At 69.1% G+C, this 25,845-nt stretch carries 20 protein-coding genes; 9 read left to right on the top strand and 11 right to left on the bottom strand.

Features of this window, described 5'->3' with window-relative positions:
* Positions 1–37 precede the first annotated feature (37 nt).
* Complete coding sequence (locus KRR26_RS04520) at positions 38–2,839, bottom strand: aminotransferase class I/II-fold pyridoxal phosphate-dependent enzyme (protein ID WP_217079190.1); 2,802 nt, start codon at positions 2,837–2,839, stop codon at positions 38–40.
* A 54-nt stretch (positions 2,840–2,893) separates the two neighbouring features.
* Entirely contained in the window at positions 2,894–4,717 is a 1,824-nt protein-coding gene (locus tag KRR26_RS04515; RefSeq protein ID WP_217079189.1) for an aspartate:alanine exchanger family transporter, read from the bottom strand.
* A gap of 250 nt (positions 4,718–4,967) precedes the next feature.
* Here KRR26_RS04515 and KRR26_RS04510 point away from each other — a divergent pair, with 250 nt between their 5' ends.
* Positions 4,968–6,299 (top strand): OprO/OprP family phosphate-selective porin, encoded by a 1,332-nt coding sequence (locus tag KRR26_RS04510; RefSeq protein ID WP_217079188.1) that lies wholly within the window; start codon positions 4,968–4,970, stop codon positions 6,297–6,299.
* Between the two features lie 44 nt (positions 6,300–6,343).
* Here the strand turns inward: KRR26_RS04510 and KRR26_RS04505 are convergent, their stop codons facing one another.
* On the bottom strand, positions 6,344–7,804 hold the full coding sequence (locus KRR26_RS04505) for a right-handed parallel beta-helix repeat-containing protein (RefSeq protein ID WP_158611557.1): 1,461 nt from the start codon (positions 7,802–7,804) through the stop codon (positions 6,344–6,346).
* 387 nt (positions 7,805–8,191) lie between these two features.
* Here KRR26_RS04505 and KRR26_RS04500 point away from each other — a divergent pair, with 387 nt between their 5' ends.
* The 4 genes from KRR26_RS04500 (at position 8,192) to KRR26_RS04485 (ending at position 13,841) form a co-directional block, all read left to right on the top strand.
* Entirely contained in the window at positions 8,192–9,439 is a 1,248-nt protein-coding gene (locus KRR26_RS04500) for a hybrid sensor histidine kinase/response regulator (RefSeq protein WP_233577391.1), read from the top strand.
* Between the two features lie 207 nt (positions 9,440–9,646).
* Positions 9,647–10,834 (top strand): alpha/beta fold hydrolase, encoded by a 1,188-nt coding sequence (locus KRR26_RS04495; protein WP_120209520.1) that lies wholly within the window; start codon positions 9,647–9,649, stop codon positions 10,832–10,834.
* Positions 10,835–10,927: 93 nt separating this feature from the next.
* A complete protein-coding gene (locus KRR26_RS04490) occupies positions 10,928–12,100 on the top strand; it encodes an acyltransferase family protein (protein ID WP_217079187.1) in 1,173 nt (390 codons plus the stop codon).
* Positions 12,101–12,308: 208 nt separating this feature from the next.
* Positions 12,309–13,841, top strand: coding sequence for a methyl-accepting chemotaxis protein (locus KRR26_RS04485; RefSeq protein WP_120209518.1), 1,533 nt, complete (start codon positions 12,309–12,311; stop codon positions 13,839–13,841).
* Between the two features lie 15 nt (positions 13,842–13,856).
* On the opposite strand, the gene KRR26_RS04480 is transcribed toward KRR26_RS04485, so the two are convergent.
* Complete coding sequence (locus KRR26_RS04480) at positions 13,857–15,245, bottom strand: MFS transporter (protein ID WP_236068313.1); 1,389 nt, start codon at positions 15,243–15,245, stop codon at positions 13,857–13,859.
* A gap of 324 nt (positions 15,246–15,569) precedes the next feature.
* Between KRR26_RS04480 and KRR26_RS04475 the strand changes: the two genes are divergently transcribed.
* The 3 genes from KRR26_RS04475 to KRR26_RS04465 are packed head-to-tail and all read left to right on the top strand — an operon-like array spanning position 15,570 to position 17,687.
* Entirely contained in the window at positions 15,570–16,568 is a 999-nt protein-coding gene (locus KRR26_RS04475; RefSeq protein ID WP_120209516.1) for a polyprenyl synthetase family protein, read from the top strand.
* Positions 16,565–17,155, top strand: a complete 591-nt coding sequence (locus KRR26_RS04470) for a GbsR/MarR family transcriptional regulator (protein WP_120209515.1) — start codon at positions 16,565–16,567, stop codon at positions 17,153–17,155. Before KRR26_RS04475 ends, KRR26_RS04470 begins: the two co-directional genes overlap by 4 nt.
* 10 nt (positions 17,156–17,165) lie before the next feature.
* Complete coding sequence (locus KRR26_RS04465) at positions 17,166–17,687, top strand: gamma-glutamylcyclotransferase (protein WP_217079185.1); 522 nt, start codon at positions 17,166–17,168, stop codon at positions 17,685–17,687.
* Positions 17,688–18,152: 465 nt separating this feature from the next.
* Here the strand turns inward: KRR26_RS04465 and KRR26_RS04460 are convergent, their stop codons facing one another.
* Complete coding sequence (locus KRR26_RS04460) at positions 18,153–18,440, bottom strand: hypothetical protein (RefSeq protein ID WP_120209513.1); 288 nt, start codon at positions 18,438–18,440, stop codon at positions 18,153–18,155.
* 151 nt (positions 18,441–18,591) lie between these two features.
* Here KRR26_RS04460 and KRR26_RS04455 point away from each other — a divergent pair, with 151 nt between their 5' ends.
* Positions 18,592–19,350, top strand: a complete 759-nt coding sequence (locus KRR26_RS04455) for a class I SAM-dependent methyltransferase (RefSeq protein ID WP_217079184.1) — start codon at positions 18,592–18,594, stop codon at positions 19,348–19,350.
* A gap of 3 nt (positions 19,351–19,353) precedes the next feature.
* Here KRR26_RS04455 and KRR26_RS04450 read toward each other — a convergent pair whose 3' ends face one another.
* The 6 genes from KRR26_RS04450 to KRR26_RS04425 form a co-directional block, all read right to left on the bottom strand.
* A complete protein-coding gene (locus KRR26_RS04450; RefSeq protein ID WP_217079183.1) occupies positions 19,354–21,531 on the bottom strand; it encodes an FUSC family protein in 2,178 nt (725 codons plus the stop codon).
* Between the two features lie 53 nt (positions 21,532–21,584).
* Positions 21,585–22,619, bottom strand: a complete 1,035-nt coding sequence (locus tag KRR26_RS04445; RefSeq protein ID WP_217079182.1) for an oxidoreductase — start codon at positions 22,617–22,619, stop codon at positions 21,585–21,587.
* Between the two features lie 5 nt (positions 22,620–22,624).
* Entirely contained in the window at positions 22,625–23,629 is a 1,005-nt protein-coding gene (locus KRR26_RS04440) for a hypothetical protein (RefSeq protein ID WP_217079181.1), read from the bottom strand.
* A gap of 133 nt (positions 23,630–23,762) precedes the next feature.
* The gene (locus KRR26_RS04435; protein WP_120209509.1) at positions 23,763–24,326 is read right to left on the bottom strand and encodes a dienelactone hydrolase family protein; all 564 of its coding nucleotides are present in this window, start codon (positions 24,324–24,326) and stop codon (positions 23,763–23,765) included.
* Positions 24,327–24,382: 56 nt separating this feature from the next.
* Positions 24,383–24,979, bottom strand: a complete 597-nt coding sequence (locus tag KRR26_RS04430; protein ID WP_217079180.1) for a hypothetical protein — start codon at positions 24,977–24,979, stop codon at positions 24,383–24,385.
* A gap of 44 nt (positions 24,980–25,023) precedes the next feature.
* The gene (locus tag KRR26_RS04425; RefSeq protein WP_120209507.1) at positions 25,024–25,716 is read right to left on the bottom strand and encodes an STAS domain-containing protein; all 693 of its coding nucleotides are present in this window, start codon (positions 25,714–25,716) and stop codon (positions 25,024–25,026) included.
* Positions 25,717–25,845 lie beyond the last annotated feature (129 nt).

Raw genomic sequence — 25,845 nt, 5'->3', positions numbered from 1 at the left:
GGGCGCCCCCCTGACGCTGGGCGGCGCCCCGAGGACGTCAGTGTGGGAGCGGCGCGCCCGCCTCGGCGGCGCGGCGGCCTCGGGCCACGAGCGCGCGTCCCTGTCGGCCCGCGTAGTCCGCGAGGGCTCGGTCGGTGAAGACGGACAGGCCCAGGTCGGCGCGGTACCCGTGCACCTCCTTCACGTCCAGCTTGAGCATGAAGTCGAGGATCTGCGGGCTGATGACCTGACCCGGGACGAGGATGGGGAAGCCCGGCGGATAGGGGACGACGAGGCTGGTGGAGACCAGCTCGCGACCGGACTCCACCGCGTCCAGGGCCTGGGCCAGCGGAATGTGCTCACGGTTCTCTTCGCCGTAGGCGAGGAAGAACGCGCCGCGCATCTCGCCCTCGGGGCTGCCAGGGTACGGACGGAAGGCCTCGTGGAAGGCGCTGAAGTCCGGCAGCGGCGGCAGGCCCGTGGTGAGCGCGCTGACGTGGCGCTCATGCAGCCGGCGCTCCGCGGCGCTCGCGCCCGCCAGCTCGCGGTCCAAGTGCTCCGCGTAGTCGCGCAGGCCATCCATGAGGAACGACAGGGAGCCCCACGTGGCGCCGATGGTCGCGATGAACAGCACGCTGTTGATGGACGTCTTGTTGACCTGGATGCCCAGCCGGTTCATCAGGACGCGCGTGCGGAACTCCGTACCGCCGATGCCGGCGTCCCCCAGGAAGAGCGTCATGCGGGTGGGGTCGAGCACGAACTCGTCGTGGCCCCAGGCCTGGGTCACCGAGCGCAGGTGGTCCGCCGAGCCCGAGCGATCGCGGAAGCCCGCGAGCCCCGAGCGACGGAAGGCCTCGGGCACGAGGTCCGCGGGCTCCAGGAAGCGGTAGTAGCGCTTGAGCAAGGGATCGTCATGCACGCGTTCGCGGCAGCGCAGCGCGAGCTGATACACGCGCTTCACCATGCCGTAGCCCTCCAGCTCCACCTGCCGGCGCGCGAGGTCCAACGACGCGACGAGTTGGTAGTTGGGGGACGTGCTGGTGTGCGTGAAGTACGCCTCCTCGAAGGGCTCGGCGGCGCGGCGCTCGAAGTCCTGATCCCACGCGTGGATCATCGAGCCTTGCCGGAACGCGGACAGGGACTTGTGCGTGGACTGCGTGGAGTAGACGCGCACCCGGGCCTTGTCGGGATCCGGCATGAGCCGCTGATTCAGCCAGGCGGACTCATTGCCTTCCATCGCGGGCATGCGGGCCTTCCAGGCGGCGTACTCCTCGCGGTACTCGCGGCTCGCCAGCCGTCGTGACAGCTCCTGGGCGGCGAACATCGCCGTGCGCAGGCGCGACAGCGGCATGAAGCCGGCGAAGCCATACCAGGCCTCGTCCCAGAGGAAGCAGACGTCGGGTTTGATCGCCAGCACCTCCTCCATCACGTGCAGCGGGTGGTAGGTGATGCCGTCGAAGGTGCAGTTGGTGAGCAGCACCATCTTCACGGCGTCCAGGCGCCCGGCGCGCTTCAACTCGAGGAGCTTCTCCTTGAGGGTGCGCAGCGGCACCGCGCCGTAGATGGCGAAGGGCTGGAGCGGATACGCGTCCAGGTAGACCGGATGGGCGCCGACCAGCGCGAGCCCGTAGTGGTGCGACTTGTGGCAGTTGCGATCGATGAGGACGATGTCGCCCGGCTTGGTGAGCGCCTGCAGGACGATCTTGTTCGAGGTCGACGTGCCGTTGGTGACGAACCAGCTTCGCTGCGCGCCGAACGCGCGGGCCGCCTTCTCCTGGGCGCGCTTGATGGCCCCCGTGGGTTCCAAGAGCGAGTCCAGGCCGCCGCTGGTCGAGCTGGACTCGGCCATGAAGATGTTGGGCCCGTAGAAGTCGCCCATGTCGCGGATCCACTTGGAGTTGAAGACCGAGTGGCCGCGCGCGACGGGCAGGGCGTGGAAGTTGCCGATGGGCCGGGAGGCGTAGTGGCGGAGGGCGTCGAAGAAGGGCGTCTCGTAGCGGTCGCGCACGCCATCCACGAGCGTGGCGTGCAGCTCGTTGGAGGACTCGTAGCGGTAGAAGACGCGCCGGAAGAGGCGCTCGGTCGGCGCGCCACGCTCGGCCAGGGACTCGTCGGTGAGCAGGTAGAGGTCCAGGTTCGGCATGTAGCGGCGCAGCAACTCCGCCAGCACGTAGCCGCGCGGACGGGTGGCGGCGCGCACCTCCTGGCGGATCTCCTCCATCGCCTCGCGCAGCACTTCCAGCGGCTGGCTCGACGCCAGGGGGAAGTCATGGCGCAGCACGCACGCCTGGATGTCCGAGTTGAAGAGCGCGGCGAGCAGCGCGTCCTCCAGGCTGTGCACGGGCAGCAGCTGATAGACGAACTCGTGCTCGCCGCGCTGGGCCTCTCGCAGCTCGCGGCGCAGCTCATCCATCGCTTCGGGCGAGAGCGTGTCCACCACCATCACGGTGAAGTAGTGCGGCGCCCCGGGGCCGAAGAGGCGCTCCTCCTCGCGGCGCGCGGTCTGGAGGTTGTCGCCGAGCAGGCACGCGCGGTCCTCATAGCGGCTGAGCAGCCGCACCATCTCGCGGATGTCGGAGGCGAGCAGATCGAAGTCGCCATGCTGCGAGCGCTCCTCCAGCCGCGCGAGCAGGCGCGGGCCTGGGAAGGCCCACAGCCGCTCCAGGGGCCGCAGGAGGTTGAACTGCGCGAGCAGCTCGCCGCGCAGCCGTGACATGTCCTCTCCCGCGGATTGCCGCGCCGCGAGGCGGACGGCCTCCTCGCGGATGCGGTTCCACAAGTCCAGCCGCGTCTGCTGCGGGTCCGCGAGCGCGGAGAGCAGCCGGGCCTTGAGGGGCGTGTGCGTCAGGGGCGTCGTCATGGTGGGCGACCTCGGTGCGAGTGGAAGGCAATGGCTCGGGCGGAGCGCGGCGGCTCAGCCCATCAGCGCGAACACGTAGGCGATCAGCGTGAGGACGAGGTTGGAGACCGCGAAGGTCACCGGGTAGCCAATGGCCGGGACGATGCTGCCCGTGGCCTCCTGCGAGGCGCGCATGCCGGCGCTGTTGCAGCGGGCCCCGGCGATGGCGCCCATGAGGACGGCCGTGTTCATCTTCATCGCGTACTGGCCAATGGCCCAGCAGATGAACGTGGGCACCAGCATGGACACCAGCCCGACGATGAGGACCGGGCCGATGGTGCCTCCGGCGATGGCGCTGGCGACGCCCGCGCCCGAGTTGATGCCCAGGATGGCGATGAAGACGTTGAGGCCCAGGTCTTCGAGCAGTTCGCGCGCGGGCTCGGGGAACGGGCCACCGAGCGCCGGGTTGTGGGTGCGCAGCGTGCTCAACGTGATGCTGACGATGAGCAGCCCCACCGCGGAGCCGAGGCTGAGCTTCACGCCGAACATGGACACGGTGAAGGTGCCGAGCAGCGCACCGGCCGAGAGCCCGAGGCCCAGGGTGATGATGTCCGTGGCGAGGCTGGGCCGCAAAAGGGTGCCCACCTTCGCCTGGATGGCATTGAGGCGGCGCTTGGTGCCGGTGACGCGCAGCACGTCGCCCTTGCGGATGACCTGATCGCGGCTGATGGGGAGCTGATCGCCGGCGCGGAAGATGGCGTTGAGGTAGAGCCCCTCGCCCTCCTCGCGGCCCAGCTCGCCCAGGGTGTGGCCCACCAACTCGGGCCGGTGCGCGATCATCTCCACCGTCTCGAAGCGGATGTCCCGCAGCTTCGAGTCGTCCACCTCGGGCCCGATCTTCGCGGGGCTGGTGAGCAGCTGCGACAAGGGGCCGGCCAGCGCCAGCTCCGCGCCTTTGTGGAGCACCAGGTCCGGCGGCGGATTGTAGACGCGCCCGTCCTGCAGCACGCGCTCGACGGCCACGCGCGGGAACGCATGGTAGACGTCCGCCACGGTGCGCCCCTCGAACTCGGACTTCTCCATCCGGTAGACGCGCACGTCCATGGGGACGTAGCCGCGGAGGAACGAATCCGAGGTGCCGGGCAAGGGCGCCTGCTCCGAGCCGGACAGCTCCTTCTCCATCTTCTTCGCGTCCGCCACCGCGTCACGGCCGAACCAGCCCGGCATGAACTTCACCATCACCGTGAAGAGCACCATGCTGACGCAGTACATGAGCGCATAGGACGTGGTGAGGTTCGCGGCTGCCTGCGGGTTTGCGTTGCTACGTTCACTCAGCGCGGCCTGGGCCGCGCCGAAGCCAGGCGTGGCGGTGTTGGCGCCGGAGAGGATGCCCGAGAGGAGCCCGGGCCCCAGGTGCATCACCGAGCGGAAGGCCAGGACGATGGCCGCGGAGAGGATGGGCAACAGCAGCGACAGGACGATGAGGTGGCGGCCTTCGCGCTCGAGCCCACCGATGAATTGCGGCCCCACCTTCATGCCGATGGCGAAGATGAAGAGGTTGAAGAAGACGGTGCTGGTGAACTCCGGGATGGTGTATTGGATGTGATGGCCGTGGTAGGCCCACAGGCTCACGGCCAGCGCCAGCAAGAGCGTGGCGGCGGTGGTGCCGAGCCCCACGCCTTTGATCTTCAGCTCGCCGAGCGCGTATCCCGCCGCGACGACGACGAAGAGCAGGATGAACGGCTGGAGGTGCAGGAAGTACAACACCGAGCCGAAGAGCCCGCTGGGACGTGCCTCGGGTTGCGCGGCCGGTGCTCCGCCTTGTGCGAAGGCGAGCGCCGCGAGACCGACGACGGTCCCCGCCGTGAGCAGGACGGTGTGACGGGTAGCAGGTCGCATCAGGGGAAACCTCCCGAGTCGTGGCCCATGGGCTCACGGTAGGGACCGGCGTCAGCGCGGAGCATGTTCTTCAGGGTGGGGCGGACGGGCCGCCGGGGCCTCGCATGGCGCGAGTCCGCCCACCGCTTCCGCCCCTCGCTGGGGCGTCTGCTGGCGGACAGGCGTTCATACTGGCGGCGGTGATGCCGCCCCCTTGGGTTCGCTCCACCATCCTCCGAGTCCTTGACCGGGAAAGCGTGGGAGCGGGCGCATGCGGCGGTGGTGGGGCGCGGGCTGGGTGGTCGCGGGGTGGATGGGCTTGATGGGCCTGGGGGCGCGCGCCGAGGCGCAGCAGTCCGATCCCCCGGTGGAGAACCCCCTGTCCGCGGTGCCCGAAGGGGATGCCTCCGCGTCCCAGGAGGGCGCGAAGCCCCCAGCGGCCGAGGGCACTGGCGGCTCGGGCACGTCCGAGGACTCCGGCGCCTCGGACGAGAAGAAGGACGCGCCTCCCAAGACGGGCTTCACCAAGGAGAAGGGCTTCCGCATCGTGTCGGACGATGGGAACTACTCTCTGGGAATCGGCCTCCAGAGCGCCTACAAGCTCGAGCCGGTCTGGGTGGATGGAAAGGGGCAGTCGCGCACCGCCTTCCCGTTCCTGCGGCCCCGTCTGTTCGGCACCATCTACCGGCCGTGGATCAGCTTCTGGACGTCGCTGGAGCTGGCGTCCCCGCTGGCGCCGTACCTGCTGGACTCGTTCATCGACCTCCAGCCGTTCAAGCCCGCGGGCTTGCGCGTGGGGCAGTACTACACGCCCCTCAGCCGGCACGAGTCCTGGGGGCCGCAGCAGATCCTCTTCCCCGAGTTCGCGCCGGTGGCGAACTACTTCTGGACCGGCCGCGACAAGGGCATCACGTTCCTGGGGACGACGGACACGCTGGAGTACTACGCCGGCATCTACAGCGGCTCGCCGCTGCGCTCGATCCGCTCCATGCCCGGGCGCTGGGTGTCCAACCTGCGCCTCACCGTCAGCCCCATGGGGCCCATGGGCTACGGCGAGCTGCCGTACATCATGTCCGGGAAGGAGGGCGCGCCGTTCCGCGTGTCCTTCACGGTGCAGGGCGCGGGCGGGAAGATCGAGCAGATCGACGAGAACTTCAACATCGAGTCCGGCGTGTTCCAACTCGTGCCCAAGGGGCCGCGCAAGTTCGTCACGGGCGGCGTGGACCTGATGGTGCAGGCCCAGCGCTTCACGTTCTTTGGAGAGGCCTACTTGCGGCGCACCGAGCCGGAGGGGGACGGCGCGCCGCGGTTCACCAGCGTGGGCGCGTGGGTGCAGGCCGACTACGTCGTCTACAAGAAGGTCGTCGACGTGGGCGTGCGACTGAGCTTCCTGAACCCCAGCACCGAGCTGGCCCACGATCTGCTGTACATCGAAGAGGTCCAGCTCGCCTGGTTCGTGGACGCGCCCACCCTGGCGTTCAAGCTGCGCTATCAGCTTGCGCACCAGCAGTCGCCTGACCCCGCGCTCGTGGGCGACGTGCAGCTGGCCAAGGACGTGGGCACCACCAACGTCATCACGTTGCAGGTCAACCTGGCCTTCTGAGGCCGGGCCGGCGAGACGCGGGTCCACCGGCCCGGTGGCGCCCGTTACTGGATGTGTTGTGTCTGGGATTGATGCAGCTCGGCGTTCGAGACCTTCAGCGTCACCATGCCGGGACGCACCGCCCGGAAGTAGAAGGTCGCCTCGGCCTGGGGATTGGACAGCTCGACGTGCGAGAGGGTGGGGCCGGAGCACGTCGGGTCCGCGTAGAAGTGGAAGCCCGGGGACGCCGCGCCCGTCGCGGTGAGGGTGAAGCGAGTCTCGCGAGGGACGACGAGGTTGCGGTTGGCGTCCTGGCTCTGCACGAGCACTTCGCTCGAACAGGCGCCCACGGGCACGGTCTGCTCGGTGGTGACGAAGTCCACGCGCGCGGGAGCGCCCGCCGTTACGTCCACCGCGAAGGTGGCGCCGGGCCGGGTGGCCGGGTCGTAGCCCGGGCCCGAGATGAGGTTGTGGTGGATGTGGTTGTGCGTGCCGAGGTCCGCGATGGCCGACTGGTAGACGAAGCCGTTCGTCACCCCGGCGGAGCGCAGGACGTTGTTGGTCACCTCGATGTCTGTTCGACGTGAGGGCGGATCTCCCTCCGCCTCGGCCTGCGCCAGGTTGATGCCGACGTCGTTGTCCTCGAGCCGGTTGTGCTGGATGGTGAGCTTGTGGGTGAGCGGCTGTTCATACAGTTCACCGCCCACCACCAGGATGCCGCTGGCCACGGTGGCGCCCGTATACGAGTGACCCGCGATGTCGTTCGCGATGATGGTGCCGGTGGCGCCGCCGCTGAACTCGATGCCGATCTGCGCGATGTCATGCGTGGGGCCCACGCCCGCGAGCACGTTGTCGGAGACGTTCACCTTCACGGCGCCGTCCGCCCGGATGCCGCACTTCTGATAGGTCGAAACGATGTTGCCGCGGACATCCACCTGCCGGAGCTGCGCGTTGTGGCCGTGGTTGCGCACCTCGATGGCGGTGCCTTCCTGACAGCCGCTGTGGCCGCCGCCCTGGTTGATTCCCGAGACCTCTGAATCGAAGACGGAGCCGGAGGCGCCGTCGAGCAGGATGCCGCGGAGCGCGTCCTCACCCGCGTCACAGATGTCCTTGAGTCCCTCGGCGGCGATCCGCAGGTTCCTCAAGTACGCCGCCTTCCCGCAGTTGCGGACGATGGCGCCCCGGAAGTGATCCTGGGGCGGATCCACCGCCGTCACCGTGTAGCCGGCGCCATCCAAGGTGAACCCATTGGGCACGGCGATGCCCGTGTCCGTCGTGCAGTCCGCGGCCAGCTTCAACACCGAGCCCGCGATGACCACCGGACACGGCACGAAGCCGCACTCGTCCGCGTAGCCCTGGGGCAGCAGCACGCCTGTCTCCGTCTTGCCGCGTGACGGACACTCCTCGCCCACGCAGGTCTCCGCGGGCGGATCCACGGTGGCGGCGTCCTCCGGTCCCAGACATCCGGTGAGCGGCAGCGCGCAGGCCTCGACGAGCAACGCCAGAATTGTCTTCCCGAGCTTCATGTCATCTCCCATGCAGGGCCGCTTGGACTCGCGGCGCGACGAGAGGTAGGGACGATGGGCCCCGCATCAACCCGGGCACGCGGGGAGGGCAGCCCTGTTGAATCGTGGCCTGAGGCCGGACCCCACGGTGGCGGACAGGCAAGGGGGCAGGGCGAGAACACGCCGAGCCCGGGTGTCTTCCGGCTTCAATCCATCAGTCACATCATCCCTGGGACTGATGAGGTGTTGGCTGGCGAACAACCGCACCGTCGTGTTTCGAAATAAACGGCGGGCGGTGCGTTACGAGGAAGAGAGTCTTTCGCGCGCGCTGTTGGACCCAGAGGCACGACCGCAGGGGGCGTGTCACTGAGACATCGGCCCATGCCGGCCACTGACCGAGCCACCTCCATGCGCCCATCCTCCTCCCCGCCGAATCCACCGCCCGATACCGCGAGCCATGTCGGACGTGCCCGCATCCTCGTCGTGGATGACGTCCCCGCGAACCTGACCGCCATGGAGGCGACGCTGGAGCCGCTCGGTCAGCAGGTCGTGTCCGTGCAATCAGGGGCCGAGGCGCTCAAGGCGCTGCTCCTGGATGACTACGCCTGCGTGGTGATGGACGTGCAGATGCCCGGGCTGGACGGCCTGGAGACGGCCCGCCTCATCCGCGCGCGAGAGCGCACCCGGCACCTGCCCATCCTCTTCATCACCGCGATCAGCCGAGAGGCGACCTACGTCACGCGGGGGTATGCGCAGGGCGCCGTGGACTACCTCCTCAAGCCGGTGGACCCCGACATCCTCCGGGCCAAGGTCTCCGTCTTCGTGGAGCTGTACCTGCGCGGCGAGCGCCTCCGCCTCCAGGACGTCGAGCTGGCCGAGCGCCGCCACGCCGCCGAGGCCCAGGCCCGCGCGACCGAGCTGGAGCGCCAGCTGGTGGGAATCGTGGGCCACGACATCCGCACGCCCCTGTCCGCCATCCTCGCCACGGCGCAGTCGCAGCTCGCCCTGGCCGCCTTGCCCGGGGCGCAGCGCAAGGCCTTCGAGCGGGTGCTGCGCGGCGGCGAGCGGATCCACCACATCGTGGATCTGCTGCTCGACTTCACGCGCGCCAGCCTGGGGGCGGGCATCCCCGTGTCGCCTCGCGAGGGCGACCTCAACGAGCTGTGCCGCAAGGTGGTGGATGAGCTGCGCACGGTGCATCCCCAGCGCGTCATCCAAGGCGAGTTCAGTCGTGACTCCCTCCCGGGTGTTTGGGACCTCGACCGGTTGGGGCAGGTGGTCGCCAACCTGCTGGACAACGCCCTCAAATACAGCCCGCCGGACTCACCGGTGCGCCTGACGACGCGCGTCTCCGGCTCGGAGCTGGCCATCGTGGAAGTCCACAATGCGGGAGCGCCGATCCCCGCGCACCTGCAGGCCCGGCTCTTCGAGCCGTTCCGCCGTGGTGACGAAGCCACCACGACCTCCGCGCGCGAGGGCCTGGGGCTGGGCCTCTACATCGCCCGGAGCATCGTCCGGGCCCACGGCGGTTCTCTGCGCGTGACGTCCAGCGCGACGGATGGGACCTCCTTCGTCGTCTGTCTACCCCGCCAGCCCCCGGAGCGCACCGCGGGCGCCGGGGACTCGCGCGGCTCCGCGCCCCCGCTCCACGCGTGAGCCTTCGCGTGGGGCAGGACAGACCCCTGAGACATTGTCAGTCATTGCAGTGCGAGCTGATTCATCCACCAAAGACAGACGCGAAGTGTTCGCGAGAATCAAACAACCAAAATCGAGCACAAAGCCTCGCATGGTGATACAATCCAAGATGTCTCCAGTTGAGACGCAGCCGCAGTGAAAATGTCCGCTCGGGGAGGGCGCGAGACAATGAACGACACCTATCTGGAAGTTCCGGCCGAGGACGGAAGCTCATTTCGGGCATGGATCACCCGTCCCGCGAGCGGGAGTGGTCCCGCGCTCGTGCTGCTGCTGGTGGAGGACTTCGACGGCAACGCGCATCTGAGACAAGTGGCGGAGCTCTACGCGGAGGAGGGCTACGTCGTCCTGGTGCCGGATCTGGTCGGGCGAGGCGAGCCCGAAGTGGCGGACATCGTGGCGACGGTGAACGCGGCGCGGGCGATGCCCGAGGTGGTGGGGCAGAAGGGGGACAAGAAGGTGGGCCTGCTCGGATTCGGGCTGGGCGGGACGTTGGCGTGTCGGGTCGCGGCGAGCGGCCTGGTGGACTGCGCGGTGGCCTACTGCGGCATCGGGCTGGATGACGTGCTGGCGGAGGCGGGAGCTGGGAGCGCGCCCATGGTGCTGCACTTCGCGGAGAAGGATGGCTTCGTGCCGCCCACCGCGGTGGCGCGCGTGAAGGAGCGCGTGGGCAAGGACTCGCCCGTGGAGCTGTATGTGTATCCGAACGTGCGCCACGGGTTTCACCGCCACGGCACCGCGGCGTATGACCGCCCGGCGGAGATGATGGCGCACTCGCGCTCCATCGCGCTGTTCCACCGGGTGATGGGCCCGAACTACGACCTGGGCATGCTCTGGGAGAAGCACTGCGAGTTCGAGTTCGGCACGCGGGACGCGGACGCGACGATGGCCACCATGGTGGCGCACCCGTACGTCAACAGCATCCCGGTGATGACCGGCGGCGTGGGCTACAACCACCTGCGGCGCTTCTACGCGAACCACTTCGTGCACAAGAATCCCAAGGACACGAAGATGATCCCCATGTCGCGCACGCTCGGCGCGGACCGGCTGGTGGACGAGGTGCTGTTCTGCTTCACGCACGACGTGGAGATGGACTGGATGCTCCCGGGCATCGCGCCCACGGGGAAGTACGTGGAGGTGCCGCTGGTGGCCATCGTGAACTTCCGCGGTGACAAGCTCTGCCACGAGCACATCTATTGGGATCAGGCGTCGGTGCTGGTGCAGATTGGCCTGTTGGATCCGCAGGGCTTGCCGGTCGTGGGCGGGGACGCGGCGAAGAAGCTGGTGGACGAGACGCTTCCGTCCAACACCATCATGCAGCGGTGGGATGAGAGCGCGCCCCATCGGCAGGCGGGCTAGTCGGCAGGCGGCGTCCGGACGGCACACGCCTCGGCTGAGCGCGCCGGCGTTGCCGTCCCCAAGAGGCTCGTGCATGCTGCCGCGCCTGCCTCCATGAGCCTCGCTCCTCGTTCGTTGCCCGCGCTCACCGGTCTGCGCTTCCTCGCGGCCTCGCACGTCGTGGTTTTCCACTACCTGGATCGCGAGGGGATGCCGGGCTGGCTCGTTCAGACGCTCATGAGCGGGCCCAACAGCGTGACGCTGTTCTTCGTGCTGTCTGGTTTCATCCTGGCCTACAGCTACCTGGGTGCGGAGCCGAATGCGCGCGTCCCGGCGCGAGCCTTCTGGGCCGCCCGGTTCGCGCGCGTCTACCCCGTGTACCTGGTGGGCCTGCTCCTCGCGGCGCCTGTCTTCGTGAGCAAGGGGTTGCAGGAGCGCGGGCTCTCGGGCGCCTCGCTGTTGGAACTCGGCGGAGTGGGTGCCGCCGTCGCGGGGTTGGTCCAGGCGTGGGTTCCCGCCGCGGCGTGCCAGTGGAACTGTCCGGGCTGGTCGCTGTCCGTCGAGGCCTTCTTCTACCTGGTGTTCCCTTTCGCGGCGCTCCCGGTGCTGCGCCTCGGGCCACGGCGGCTCGTCATGGCCCTGGGGCTCAGCGTGCTCGCGGGGGCGGCCCTGGTCGTCGCGTGGCTCGCGGTGGAGCGCACGGTCGCGGCGCCGGGGGGCCTGCTGTCGCATGACGCGTGGATGGTGGTCGGGGCCTACAACCCGCTGCTGCGGCTGCCGCACTTCCTGCTGGGCGTGTTCCTCGGTCGGCTGTACTGCCTGCGCCGCCAGCGCGTGAGCGCGTCTCCCCCCTGGGATGCGGCCCTCGTCGCGGTGGGCGGGCTGGCCAGCCTCGGGCTGATGGCGCATGGCTGGGAGCCCACCGCGCTCGCGTTCAAGGATGTGGCGCTGCTGCCCGGCTTCGCGTGCGTGTTGTGGGGGCTCGCGGGCGGGACAGAGCCCCTGGGGCGTGCGCTGTCGCATCGCATCTGCGTGCGGCTGGGCGAGGCCAGCTACGCGCTCTATCTGCTGCACGCGCCCCTCAACAACTGGCTGCGCGCGGTGGATCAGACGCTGCGCCTGGGCTGGTGGTCGCGCGGGCCCGGCTTCTTCACGGCCTATGCGCTCCTGTCCGTGGCCGTGTCCCTGGCGGTTTTCCGCTACGTGGAGGAGCCCGCGCGCCGCGGGTTGCGTCAGCGGTTGACCACGCGTCAACAGTCCGCGCCGGATCCGCGACTCGCGCCCTGAGGTCACGCTCGGACCGCGCGGGTCGCGGCGTACCCGGGAACCGCGGGACCGCACGGGTTTCCTGACGAGGGGCGTTGCGCTGCTTTGGCGGGCGCGTTCACAATATGGGGCCTCGCTGGATTCTCCAGAGGGGCTCAGCTTCCCCGTCTTCGCGTGGAAAGGACTCCCCGTGACGCCCGCGGAAAGCCCTACGGTCCCCGACGCCCGGATGCGACTCTCTCTGTCCCAGAAGTTGACGCTCGCGCCCCTCGCGGTGGCGCTCTTCTTCTCCGTCCTCTCTTTCGGGTACCTCATCCCGCGCCTCAGCGCGGCGTTCGAGGACCAGGCGCGGGAGGTGGGGATGGGGTTGCCATCCGCGCTGGCCTCCACGCTCGTGGAGGCGCTGAGCGCGCGCGAGTACGCCACCATCCAGTCGGCCATCGACTCGGTGTCGCGCTCGGGCAAGGTGGCCTACGTGGCGGTGTTCAACGGCGCGGGCCAACTGGTGGCCGTGTCCGGAGATCACGCCAACGCCATGCGCGAGCTGCGAGAGCGGCTGGCCAAGGCGGAGAACGGCGCGCTCTTCCATGTCCGAGACTCCGAGCTGCTCGACCTGAGCGCGACGGTGGCGGGCGGATCGGGCAGCGTGCACGTGGGCTTCGATCGAACGGCCGCGCGCTCGAAGGTGGAGGCCATCACCGCGAAGGTGAGCGTGGTGCTGGTGCTCGCGCTGGTCGTCTTCGGCGTGGTGGGCGTGGTGACGGGGCGGCGCATCGCCGCGCCGCTCGTGCAGCTCACCGAGGTGGCCTGGCGCATCGCGGAGAAGGGCGACCTGCGCGTGCCGGTGGAGATCCAGTCCTCGGATGAAGTGGGGCAGCTGGCGCGCGCGTTCGCGATGATGGTGGGCAAGCTGAAGGACCTGCTCCAGCAGCTTCAGTCGTCGTCCGAGGCGCTGCGCAGCTCGGTGAGCCACCTGACGGACTCGGCGGGCAAGCAGAACGAGATGGTGGCCCGTCACGCCGCCGCGCTCCAGGAGACCCAGGTCACCGCGCAGGAGATTCGCCAGACGTCGAGCATGGCCTCGCGCTCAGCGGAGGCGGTCATCGAGGTGGCCGAGCGCGCGGAGGCCCTCGGGCGCACGGGCGAGTCCGCCATCAGCGCGAGCATCGATGGGCTGGTGAACCTGCGCACGCAGGTGGAGCAGATCGCCGAGCGCATCATGGCGCTGGGCGAGCGCACCGAGCAGATCAGCGGCATCACCGAGACGGTGAAGGATCTGGCGGACCAGTCCCACCTCTTGGCCGTCAACGCGGCCATCGAGGCGGCGCGCTCGGGTGAGCACGGCAAGGGCTTCGCGGTGGTGGCGCGCGAGATTCGCGGGCTGGCGGACCAGTCCATCCGCGCGACCAACCAGGTGCGGCAGATCCTCGCGGACATCAGCACGGCCATCATCGCCACGGTGGAGATCACCGCCGCGGGAACCCAGCGCATGGAGTCGGGGCTCGCGCAGGTGCGCACGTCCGGAGACACGCTGACCCAGCTGTCCTCCATCGTGCGCGACAGCGTGGTGTCCGCCCGGCAGATCGCCCAGACGGTCAACCAGCAGGCCACCGGCATCGAGCAGATCTTCACCGCCGTGAACGAGCTGAACGTGGTGATGGGCGACACGGTGAAGCGCATCTCCACGACCAGCGACTCGGCCCAGGCGCTCAAGACGCTCTCGGAGCGCGTGGCCGAAGTGGTGAGCGACTACCGCATCTGATGCCGCGGAGGTGATTCAGCGCCGGGGCGCGCGCGCTCGCGACCGAGCGAGCGCCGTGTCAAAGGCAGGCCGAGTCAGCCAGCGCGGCAGGAGCGCGCCCAGGGAGCGCACGGGTCGCGCTCCTGGCTCGTCCACGTGCGTGACGAGCAACGCGGCCGCCAGCCGTGCCACCGACGAGAGCACGAACAGCACGTGGAGGTTGACCCACGGCAGCCCGCCGAGCGTGAAGGTGGCGGGGAGTCGCGCGGCGATGCCTCCCCCGAGCGCCGCCGCCGCCGTGTAGGCCAGCCCTCCGGCCGTGGCGAAGGCCGCGAGGTAGAAGGGGCGCCCCTCGCGCGGCGCGACCGTGAGGGGCAGCGCGAAGATGGCCAGGGCATGACCTCCCCAGAGCGCGCCCGCGAGCACCGCGTCGAACACCAGCGGCCACAGGCAGTCCGCCGAGGGCAGCAGCCACAGCGCGGGGATGACGCCGATGCCCAGCGAGCACCCAAGCAACACGGGCTGCGCGCCCACGCGATCAATCACCTGCCCCCACCAAGGCACGGTGAGGATGCGAACCGCCGCGACGGCCGCCGCGTGCAGCGCCATGAGGACGAACGTCATCTGGAGGTTCTGGAGGCTGTGCAGCGCGAAGAACGGCGCGGACACACCCACCGCCGCGTTCCACGCCACCTGGTACACGAGCACGCCGCGCACGCGGACGTCCTTCAACGGTTGAAGCGCGGCCTGCATCGCGCGCGCTGGGAGGGGGCCCGGAGGCGCGGGGTCGTGCTGAAGGGCCATCAGCAACGTGGTGATGATCCCGATCCCACATCCCACCAGGGCGAGCAGGGGGAGGGCCACACCCACGCCCCCGTCGGGGCGCAAGCGATCCATGAGCCCGCCCGCCGCGAGCGACACGACCGTTCCCGCCAGGGTGGTGAGCGCGGTGCGCCGCCCGAAGAAGCGGCCTCGGACGGCGTGCGGCACCAACTCGCCCATCCACGCCACCCAGGCATTGTTGCCCACCACACCGAGCACCGCCGATGCGCCCGCGATGGCCAGGAGCAACCGCTGCGTGGCCACGAGCCCCCAGTCCAGCCAGGGCACCAGCGCGAGCGGGAACATCACCAGGCGCGACAGGCACACCGCCGCGAGCGCCACGCGCCGGTGGCCGAACCCGCCTGTCAGCCACGCCGCCGGGAACTGAACGAACTGCGCGAAGAAGGGCAGCGCCGTCATCACCCCCACGAGGAACGGGCCCAGCTTCAGCGCGACGGCCCACGCCGTGAGCACCGTCGCCCCGGCGCACGCGGTGAACACCTCCGCGAACATCCCCTCCGTCACGGACACCCGCAGCGACTGCCTCAGTCGCCCCCGCGTGATCCCTCTCGCCTTCGCAGCACCCGGGGGCGGAGCGCCCATCAGGGGCGCGCTGGCGCCCGGCAGCGAGGTGCCTGGGCGGAACAATGGGACGCCCGAGGCGAGAGCCCCGAGTCCCCGAGCGACATGGCGGCGGAGCGCGGTGGGAGGCAACGCGATTTCAAGCGAGGTGTTGCGAGTCCTCCCGTCTGTCGCATGGCCCGCGGACGAGGCTCAACCGGACGTCCGGTGAACCCTCGACGCACGCCTGCCCACCCGCCGGCCACGACCCTCGAATCCCCCTGACTCCTCGCCCGGCGCCTCGGCGGGATTCAGGTGCAGTTCAAGCGGTCTTGAACTATATGAACGGACCAGGAGAGGGCGCACATGGATCTGGCTCGCGAGCTGACGGATTTTCTGGGGAATGTGGAGCAGCGGCTGGGCTCCATGTTGGTGGATGGGAATGCCGGTCCAGACGTGAAGGGCGACACGCTGATGGAGGCGGCCCGTCACCTGTGCCTGGGCAGCGGCAGCAAGCGGGCGCGCCCCATGCTGGTGCGGCTGTTCGGCGCCGCGGTCGGGGTGGAGGCGGAGAAGCTGGTGGACGTGGCCGTGGCGGCCGAGCTGATCCACTCGGCCAGCCTCCTGCATGATGACGTGGTGGACGCGGGCATGTTCCGTCGCGGACGGCCCACCGTGAACGCTCGCTGGGGCAACATCGTCGCGGTGATGAGCGGCGACCTCATCCTCTCCACGGGGTTGCAGCGCCTGTCCGAGCTGGATTCGCGGCTGACGCAGAGCGCGCTGTCCGTGGTCGCGGAGATGACCCGCGCCGCCATCGCCGAGGTGGAGGCGCGCGGCGACCTGGACCTGCCCATGTCCCGCCTGCGGTTCATCGCCGAGGGCAAGACGGGTTCGCTGTTCGGCTGGTGCGGCAACGCCGCCGCCACGCTCGGGATGGCGCCGGACGCGGTGGCGCGCTTCGACGGGTTCGGTCGCCACCTGGGCGTGGCGTTCCAGATCGCCGACGACATCCGCGACATCCTCGGCACCGACGTGGGCAAGCCGCGCTACGCGGACGTGCACTCGCGCACGCCCTCCATGCCCATCCTCCTGGCCGTGGCGAAGGATGAGTCCCTGCGCCGCAAGCTGAAGGACGCGTGGGCCTTCTCCGTGATCACGCCGGAGCGCACGCGGGAGATCGGCGCCGCCATCGAGGCGACGGGCGCGGTGGAGTCCTCCATGGCGCACATGAACCTGGAGATCGAGGCGTCGCTCGACAAGCTCGGGCACTACGCCGACGTGCCCGCGGGCGCGGAGTTGGTGAGCTGGGCGCGCCGGCTGTCGGAAGGCATCGCGGAACAGGTGAAAGGACGCGCTGCATGAAAGGCTACCTGTGGACGGGGGGGCCCGGTAGCCAGCGCCCCGAGGCGCCAACAGAGAACGCCCGGCTGGCGCCGTGGGAAGCCATCGCGGTGGACGCGGTGGGCAACGTCATCGAGTTCTGGGGCTTCAAGCGCAACCAGGGACGCGTCTGGGGGCTGCTCTACCTGCGCGGCGAGCCGCTGACGGCGGGAGAGATTGAGCGCGAGCTGGATCTCTCCAAGGGCGGCGTCTCCATGCTGCTCCGAGACTTGGAGCGCTGGGGCGTCGTCCAGCGCGTGCGCGTGCCGCAGGACACCGTCTGGCGCTACCGCGCGGAGACGGACCTGGTGCGCATGGTGACGCACGTCATCGAGGAGCGCGAGGCGGGCTTCGTGGCGCGCATCCGCGCGGACCTGGCGGAGGCGCGGCGTCTGGCGGAGCAGGCCGGCAACGTTCCCCACGAGCGGTTGCAGCGGCTGGAGCGCATGGCCACCCTGGGCGACCACGTCGAGCGCGCATTACGACTGTTCATCAAGACGTCCCGGTTGGACGTGGCGGGAGTGCTCGGTGCCTTCCGCGACGACACGGGCGCGCGCAAGGGCAGGTAGGAGAGGGAGCATGGACTCACATTACGATCAGGTGATGAAGGCGCGCGGGGCGGCAGAGGGCGCGGCGCCGCGGCTGTATTTCGCGTACTCGACCATCCTCGACCGAGCGGCCTTCGAGGAGTGGCGGGATCAACACAGCTACGGCTTCTTCGACCTCCCGGCGGGGGAGGTGGCCGAGGCGGTGGACGTCGACCTCGTCTATGACTTCCCCTCCCGGTGGTGGGGTGGCCGCGTGGCGGGCCTCACGGATGTCCCGGGGCGCCGGGTGTACGGCCGGCTGTTCGAGATCGCTGGGAAGGACTGGCCCATCGTTCAGCACAAGGAGGGCTTCGTCACCGGCATGTGCATCGAGCGTCCGGTGCGCGTTCGGGTCAACGGGCGAGAGCTGGAGGCCACGGCCTTCGTCACCAATCCTCGTCGCGCGTCCCAGGATGGGCCCGTGAGCCCGCGGTTCATCGAGGCGCTCGTTCGCGGTGCCCGCAGCGCGGGGCTGCCGGCGGACTACATCGCCCGGCTGTCGCGCGGCGAGTGACGCATCCGTGAGCCTCCGCCTCGAGGGTGGGGCGCCGGCGGCTCAGACATGAATCGTGTTCCACGGCCTCCACGAGCGCACCTCGTGGGGGCCGTTCTCGTTCCGCCATGCCTACATGAACGAACCTGTAGGTGTTTTTGCCCGGTCGCGCGAGACACCATGCCTACATGAACACATTGTCAGTGCATCAAGGGTCGCACCGGGCGCCACTGCCTACGTGAACATTCAAGCAGTGTTGCCGCATCGACGACAACACATGTCTACCTGAACATATCATCAGGCATTTCCCCTGCATTCCGGCTGCGAATGATGGGTATGTTGCCTACCTGAACGAACTATCAGGCAGTCGCGCGCGAGTGACGGGCACCTGCGGTCACACTTCAAAGACAATCTCACAAATCGAGATCTTGTTTGTGTTTGATTTGGCATTAATGACAGTCATTGGCCCTCCCGCTGAGGCTGGCTTCAATGCCCAGACGCGGCGGAGGCGGCGAATTCTTCCGAGCAGAATGGCTGGAACCGCGGCAGGGCCCGGGGCTTCTTCGCGCTCAGGGCTCGGCAGAGCGCCATCTGCGACAAGGAGAGCGCTCCCAGCGCGATGGCTCCTCCGAGGGCATCGCGCAGCAACAGGGGCCGCATGGCGCGCAGTCCGCGGAACCCCACGGGCAGAACGTAGAGCGGAAGGGCCACGAGCCCCGCCAGGAGGAGCCACTTCGAGCGATCAGAAAGGGCGGTCGGCGCGTTCGTAGACATGGTTGCTTGTCACGGTGGGGGCGCGCTCGTGTCAGCGAAAGGGGCTCGCATGAGGACGCACTGCGTTGACGCAGGCTTGCTTGTGACTCGGGGTGGCAATCCAGGGCTCGCCCCCTTGTCTGTTATCATCGGTGATTCAAGGAAGGTGCCGATGGAACCTCCATTCAACGCATTCGTCCGTGCCTATGAGGATGACGAGAACTTTCACTATCGGCGCTATTTCGAGGCCTGGTCTTTCTTCAACGCGCTGGGCGATGTCCGAGGCGCCTCGGTCCTGGACGCGGGATGTGGCGCGGGGCTCTACACCCGACGGCTGCGCGAGCGGGGCGCGGCGCGAGTCGTAGGCTTCGACATTGCCACCAACATGCTCGCGCACGCCCGGATGCGAGAGGCCGAAGCGCCCCTGGGCATCGAGTATGTCCTGGAGGATGCGGCCAATGCGGGGCGCCTGGGACGCTTCGACATCGTCACGGCGGTCTACGTGCTGCCGTATGCCGAGACACGCGAAGTACTCCGTGGCATGTGTCGAGGCATGGCGGAGGCCGTACGACCCGGCGGTCGGCTGGTCGCGGTCGCCGTGAATCCTGTCGGCGAGTTCTCACGCCGGGACTACTTCGCCGCGCATGGCATGCAGATCCTGCCGGCGAACGCCGAGCATGCCGCGCTCGCGGAGCTTCCCGACGGCGCTCCGCTCCGCCTCGTGTCTCACATCCAGGGCAAGCCCATTGATGTGCGGCCCTGTCGCTGGCGTCGCGCCACGCTCGAAGATGAGCTGCGCGCCGCGGGCTTCCGGGAGATCGCCTGGCCCCCGCTGTCCGTCTCCCCCGAAGGGGAGGAGCTGTTCGGCCGTGAGCACTGGCGGCCGTTGCTGGAGAACCCTCCCGCGGTGCCTCTCGTCTGCTTGAAGTGACGCTCAGCCTCGCAAGGAGCCCTGTCGCCGCAAGGCCGCTCCGTGGAGGATGGTGAGCTGTCGCGAGATTCGCTCGAGCTGAGCCTGAAGCAGCGGCGACTCCAGCGCCAGGGTCCTCGCGTCGGGCGAGGCATGCGGCACATTCCAGCCGAGCAGCTCCGTGAATGGGGGGAGGGGAACCGGCGCGCGTCGCTGCGACAGCGCCTCGGCGAGATCCTCCAAGGACTGTTCCGAGGCCCGCGTGAAGCGCTCCACGGCTCGGAGCGCCGGCTCACTGGGGCGTGGGTGTCGGGTGGAGGCCAGGGTGATGACCGCCGCGGCGAACCGCCGGGTGAAGGCGAGGAGGGTCATCAACGGTTCGAGTGACTCCGAACGCCGCCGTGGCTCCGAGAGGAGACGCTGGAACGAAGCCTCTGCATTGAGCGCCGCCAGTCCGAGCGCTCGACGGGCCTCGCTCGCGACAGGAGTTGGCGCGCGGGCCTCGCCCAGATGTCCGGGCAGGACCTGGTGGAGCAGCGCCGCGTTCGCGCGCAGGGCCGCGGCGATCTGGGTGGGGAAGCGCTCGCGCTCGGAGCGCTCCCACAGCAACCAGCTCCCCGCGAGCGCCAGGGCGCCTCCGATGAGCGTGTTGTCGATGCGCACCTGGGCGAGGCTCCAGTCGCCGGTCCCCACCTCGGCGAGGAGCACGAAGGTGAGCGTGACGAAGACGGTGTAGAGCCCGTAGTTGAGCGAGATGACGCTGACGCAGACCGTGGCCGTGACGAACACCAGGGCCATGAGCGCGTGCGGATCATGCAGCCACGAGGCGATGCCGATGGCGAGGATGCCGCCCACCACGGTGCCCAGAACGCGCTGGAGCGCCTTGAGGAACGTGGGCCCGGTGTAGGGCAGGAGGATGGTGAGCACGGTGATGGTGACCCAGTAGCCGTGGCTCGGGCGCAGTAGCGTGGTGATGCCCACGGCCACCGTCGTCGTCAGGCCGACGCGCAGCGCGTGCCGCAGCACCACGGAGTCGAGCGTCAGGTTCTCCTTCACCGGAGCCCACAGCGACAGCTCCGGCTCGACGAGCGGGCTGGCGGAAAGGGCGCGCTCCCTCGGCAGCGGGCGACTGTCCGGGAGGCTCGCCGCCGTGTCGATGGCTGTCCCCGCGTACTCGCGAAGCTGTGCCAGGACGCCCACCAGGTGCTCACTGAGCGCATGCCGGACGGTGTCCCGCGAAGGCGCGACCTCGGGCGGGATCCGGGGTGTCGGCCAGTCGAGCGCGGGGAGCTGCCGCGCGCGGCCCTCGGTCTCCACGAGGTGGGCAATCTCCTGGAGCGTGCGAGACAGGGCGCTCAGCGACGTCGCGACGGATGTCCCCGGCGCGCCCGGCCGCCGCATCCGCAGGCTCTCCAGGTCATCTCCCAGGGCGATGAGGGACATGAACATCATGTCCGCGGACTGGAGCAGGACGAGCAGCTTCTCACCCCGTCCCCGCTCGCCACGCCCCCGTCGCGTGGCGACCAGGGTGATCCGCGCGTCCTCGAGCGCCTCGCGAATGCGGCCATGCTGCGCCTGAATGAGCGCCTGCCATGCGGCCTCATCCGTGCCGGGGGCGAGCCGCTCCAGCTCCGCCGCGTAGTCCGCCACCAGCCGGAAACACCGCGCGATGGCGAGCCGCGCGGGACGGTAGGGACGAATGGGCCACAGGACGAGCGACAGGACCATCGCCCAGAGCGCGCCCGCGAGGAGAAAGAGGCTCTCCTCGAACGCGGCGCCCACGCTCGCCGCGGGCAGCGCCAGCGAGATGACGAACGTGCTCGCCGCGGTGTTGCCCGCGAGGTTCGCCGCCGCGCCATGGACGCCCGCGAAGCTGCACAACGACACCCAGACCAACGTCACGGGGATGGCGATGGCGGGATGGTGACCCGCGAGGCTCCCCACGAGCACCGACAAGGCTCCGGCCACGGCCGCGATGGCCATGCTCCGGGCGCGCGTGCCGTAGGAGCCCCCCTTGTCCGAGAACGAGGTGTTGAAGCCTCCCACGCTCATCCACAAGCCGCCTGGCAGGTTCAGGCTGGTGGAGAGCAGGACGGGGAGCACCGTGGCCAGCGCCGCGCGAAGGCCCGCCTTGACCGCGGGCTTCACCGGCGCGAACCGGGCGACCTCTTTCGAGTGTTCCACCAAACGCGGGTGCAGCATGCCCGGCCTGAATAGGAAGCCCGGTCGGGTGAATCCATCGAAATCGCCAGCCGTCAGCGCAGGGCCACGCGCCGCCCCTCGGCGTCACTCCTCAGCGCGGCCTCCACCACGCGCAGGACATCCTGCGCGCTGTCCGGGGACACGGGCACCGGAGCATCGTGGGTGATGGCGCTCGCGAGCTGCCGGTAGAACGCCTCGTAGGTCCCGGGGAGGGTGGGCACTGACTGCGCGCTGGCGAGCAAGCGACCGTGGCGCTCGGCGGGCTCGACGCCCCAGCCCGCTTGTCCGGGCCGCAAGCCTTCATGGAGTTGGGCCTCCTGAGGATCGAGCCCCGTCTTCACGTAGGCATCGCGATCGCCGCGCACGACGAAGCGCGGCCAGGGCTCGTGGACCACCGAGCCGGAGTGCAACACGACGCGCAGCTCTCCGTAGCGCAGCACCAGATGGACCCAGTCCACCGCCTTCGCTCCGGGGCGCTGGTGGCCCAGGTCCGCGAGGACGGTGTCCGGGAGCCCGAAGAGCTGCACGGCCTGGTCGATGAGGTGCGAGCCCAAATCCCACAGCGTGCCCGCGCCCGGGACGTCCTCCTCTTTCCAGCGCGCCTTGACCTGGGGGCGCAGGCGATCGAAGTGGCTCTCGAAGCTGTAGAGCCGCCCCAGCGCGCCATCTGTCAGCAGCTGTCGCACCGTGAGGAAGTCGCCATCCCAGCGGCGGTTGTGAAAGACCGTCAAGCACAGCCCGCGCTCCCGAGCGAGCGCGGTGAGGCGCTCCGCGTCCCGCACCTCCAACGCGAACGGCTTCTCCACCACCACGTGCTTGCCCGCGTTCAGCGCCGCCTCCACCAGCGAGGCATGCGTGGCGTTGGGCGTGGTGATGATCACCAGCGACACGGCGGCGTCCGAGAGCAGCGCCTCCACCGTCGTCGCGCGCACCCCGGGCATCGCCACGTCCGCCTTGCGCGTGGCGATGGCCGTCAATCGGAAGGCCGGATTCGCCGCGAGCAGCGGCGCATGGAACGTCGAGCCCGAGAGCCCGAAGCCGATGAGCCCCGTGCGAATCTCCGAAGGAGTGTGCGCGTCGACGGTCATGCCGGTTAGATCTCGTGGCCCGTCTGCTCGAAGACGATGATCTTCTTCGACTGCGGGAAGAGGATGAAGTTCAGCCGCCCCCATGCGTCGCCGTTGGGTCCAGTGGAGAACGCGCGGAAGTAGGACTTCACTTGCACTGACTCGGTGCCGTTGCCGTAGGCGGCCAGGATGGCCGCGTGCAGCGGCTGATAGGCGTTGTACATGGTGCTCAGCAAGTCCGGATACGTGATCACCACGGGCGGCACGGTGGCCTGATAGTTCCGGTAGCCGGTGTACAGCGATTGCGCCAGGACGGACTCCGCCGCGCGATCGAGCGCCGCCTCACCCGCGTACGGCCACAGGAAGTCGATTCGCCGCAGGTACGAGAACTGATCCTCGCGCACCGTGTTCTCCGCCGCGAGCAGGGCCTGGAGCGCCGCGGTGATGGGCTGCTCCGCCAGCGTCAACGTGTAGCCGGAGGGCGCGTCCGGCGGTGCGCTCAGGCACGAGCCTCCTACGCAATCCACCTGGAGCCGGTACTGCTTGCCCGCGGCGTTGCCCCAGCCCACCGCCACCAGGTACTCGCCGCCTTGCGTGAACGTGGCGAAGCCAATCTTGCTGAGCTCGCCATAGCCCGAGTCATCGTCCTGATATTGCACCACCGAGCCGTAGCTGCCCGAGGCGTTCTTGGGCCCATAGACATACAGCCCCGTGTCGAGCCCCATGGAGCTGCCCAGGTGGGTGATCTCCAGCTTGAGTTGGCTGCCTGCCTGCGCCTGGAGCGTGTAGCCGGCATAGCCCGGCACGGAGTCACACTGCGCTTGTTTGGCTCCGCCCACCGTCAGCGCGGAGGTGTACGGGAAGCTGTCTCCGATGTTTCCGCTCACGGGCGTGGCCGGTGGCGACAACAGGGCCTGGTGGCTCACCGCGACCGCGTCGGGCGCCTCCGCCTCGGGCGCGCCTCCACAGGCGCTCAGCCAACCCACAGGGAGCATCCACAACACCGCTGCCTTCATCCCGTTGCGACGCATCGTCTCCACCTCGTGTCGAGTGGGCGGGCCCGCGTTCATCCCGTGGGCCCGGCCCGGGTGTGGATCGCCGTGTGCCACTCCGATGTAAGAAACTCAAGCAACCGCAGTGAAAACAGATAGGCAAGACAGGTCCTCAGCCTGCCTCCGCGAGCCACCGGAGGGTGTTGTCCCACGTGCGCGCGGTCGAGGCGGGATGGAAGTCAGGGAGGCCCGGGTCAGTGAACAGATGGCCGCCGCCCGCGTAGCGATGCACCGTCACGTCGGCACCCGCTCGCACGAAGGAGTCTGTCCAGACGGCGAGTTCATCGTCGGGAACGAACGGATCCCCATGGGCAGCGTGCAGCACCATGCGCAGTCCAGGATGCGGGCGCTCGGCGTTCTCCGCCGCGCCATGGATGAGGACGAGCCGCAGGGGCGCCCCGCGCCTCACCGCGACGCGTTGGGCGAGCGATGCGCCCAGACTGAAGCCCAGGATGGCGTCAGGCCGGAAGTCCTCGGTGGCCGCCATCGCGCGCGCGAGAAGCTCCTGGCGGCCCATGGCGTCGCGCAGTGCAATCGCGTGCTCGAGCGCGTCGGCGGTCTGGCCCGCGTAGAGGTCCGGTGCGGTCGCGGTATGGCCCGCGGCCTCCAGGCGTTGGACGGCCTCCCGCACCGCGGGGCGCAGTCCATAGGCGGAATGCAACACGAGGATTCGCATGCGCCCAGGCTATGCGAATCCTCGAGCCGCTCCGCTGGCAGTTCAGTGCGGAGGCGTCACCACGTGACGACGTAGGTGCACGCCGTGCCGCCCTTGTTGCGGCAGCCGTTCGAGGCGTGGTGCTCGACCGAGGCGTTCGGCTCGAAGCGCTGCGACATGCCCCGGACGAGCCCGAGGTCGAAGCGGCACGGATAGGGGTTCTCGCAGACCACGTGGATCTCGTTCTTCCCCGCCACGGGCTGACAGCCGTAGTGGCCAATGCCCTCGAGCATGATGCCCGTGGCCGGATCGAACATGTCCTTGCCGTCGCGGCGGTGGTTCATGTGGAAGGCGATGTCCAGCGACTGGAGCGCCTTCTGGATGCTGTTGATGTCCGGAGGAAGCACGGCGTTCTTGGGCACCATCGTGCCCACCTTCTCCAGGCCGCGGCCGCCCAGGAGGCTGTCGATCTTCCGGTACGCCAGCAGGTAGTCCTCGATGGGGTACCAGGCGTTCGGATCGATGGCGAGCGCGCCCGTGGCGTCACGCGTCTGGACCTTCATCACCTCCAGGAGCGTGGCGACGAGCACGGAGAACGAGCGGACGGCCTCGACGATGGAATAGACGCTGGAGCCCGTGACGGTGATGCCGGGCGCGTGGGGGGCCTGTTGCATGTGGGGTCTCGGAGGAAGTCGTGCGTTCGCGAAAGGGGAGGGGCTCAGCCCTGACGGCTGGACTCGAAGGCGCGGTGCGCGGCCTGGCTGCGCAGGTACAAGAAGCACTCGCGCAGGCCGTCTCGCAGGCTCCCGAGCGTCTTCACGTCCCGCAGGTCCACGCCAATCTGGCTGAGCGTCTGCGCGATGACGGGGCTGATGCCAGTGACGACGCAGTACGTGCCCAACAGGCGCGCCGCGGTCACCATCTTCACGAAGTGGTTGGCCGTCGCCGTGTCCACCACCTCGACGCCGGTGATGTCGATGATGGCGCAGCGGGCCTTGCCCTGAGAGATGCGGTGCAGCAGCCGCTCGGTCATCTCCAACGAGCGCTGCGTGTCCACCACGCCCACGATGGGCAGCGTGAGGATGTCCTCCCACAGCTCGATGATGGGCGTGGACAGGTCGCGAATCGCCATCCGCTGCCGCTCGATGGTGGAGAGCTTCTCCTCCAGGTCCCGCCGCGCCGCGTCGAGCTTCTGGATGGAGGCCTCGTTCTCGCGGACCGATGCGTGGAGCTGCCGGGCGAAGAGGTTGATGGTCTCCTCGAAGGAGGAGAACGCGTCGTGATTCTCCACCGGGATGAGGTGGTGCGCCGGGTCAAACTCACCGAGCGAGATCATCGCGAGCACATCGCGAATGCGCTCGAGGCGGTCCACATCGACTTCGAGCATCTGGGACGAAGGCTGGTTGGGCATGGGGGATCGCGGACCCGGATCGCGGGGGGCGTGAGTCCGGGCAGACTTCAAGCGTTATGCCGAAAACACTGCCCTGCCTCAAGGGGTGAACCCCGACCCTCGGCGCGCCGGGTTGGTTGTCTGGGAATC

This window comes from Citreicoccus inhibens (assembly GCF_019039035.1).
In the GTDB taxonomy this organism is placed as follows: Bacteria; Myxococcota; Myxococcia; order Myxococcales; family Myxococcaceae; genus Citreicoccus; species Citreicoccus inhibens.
This window is presented reverse-complemented; position numbering and strand designations above follow the sequence as displayed.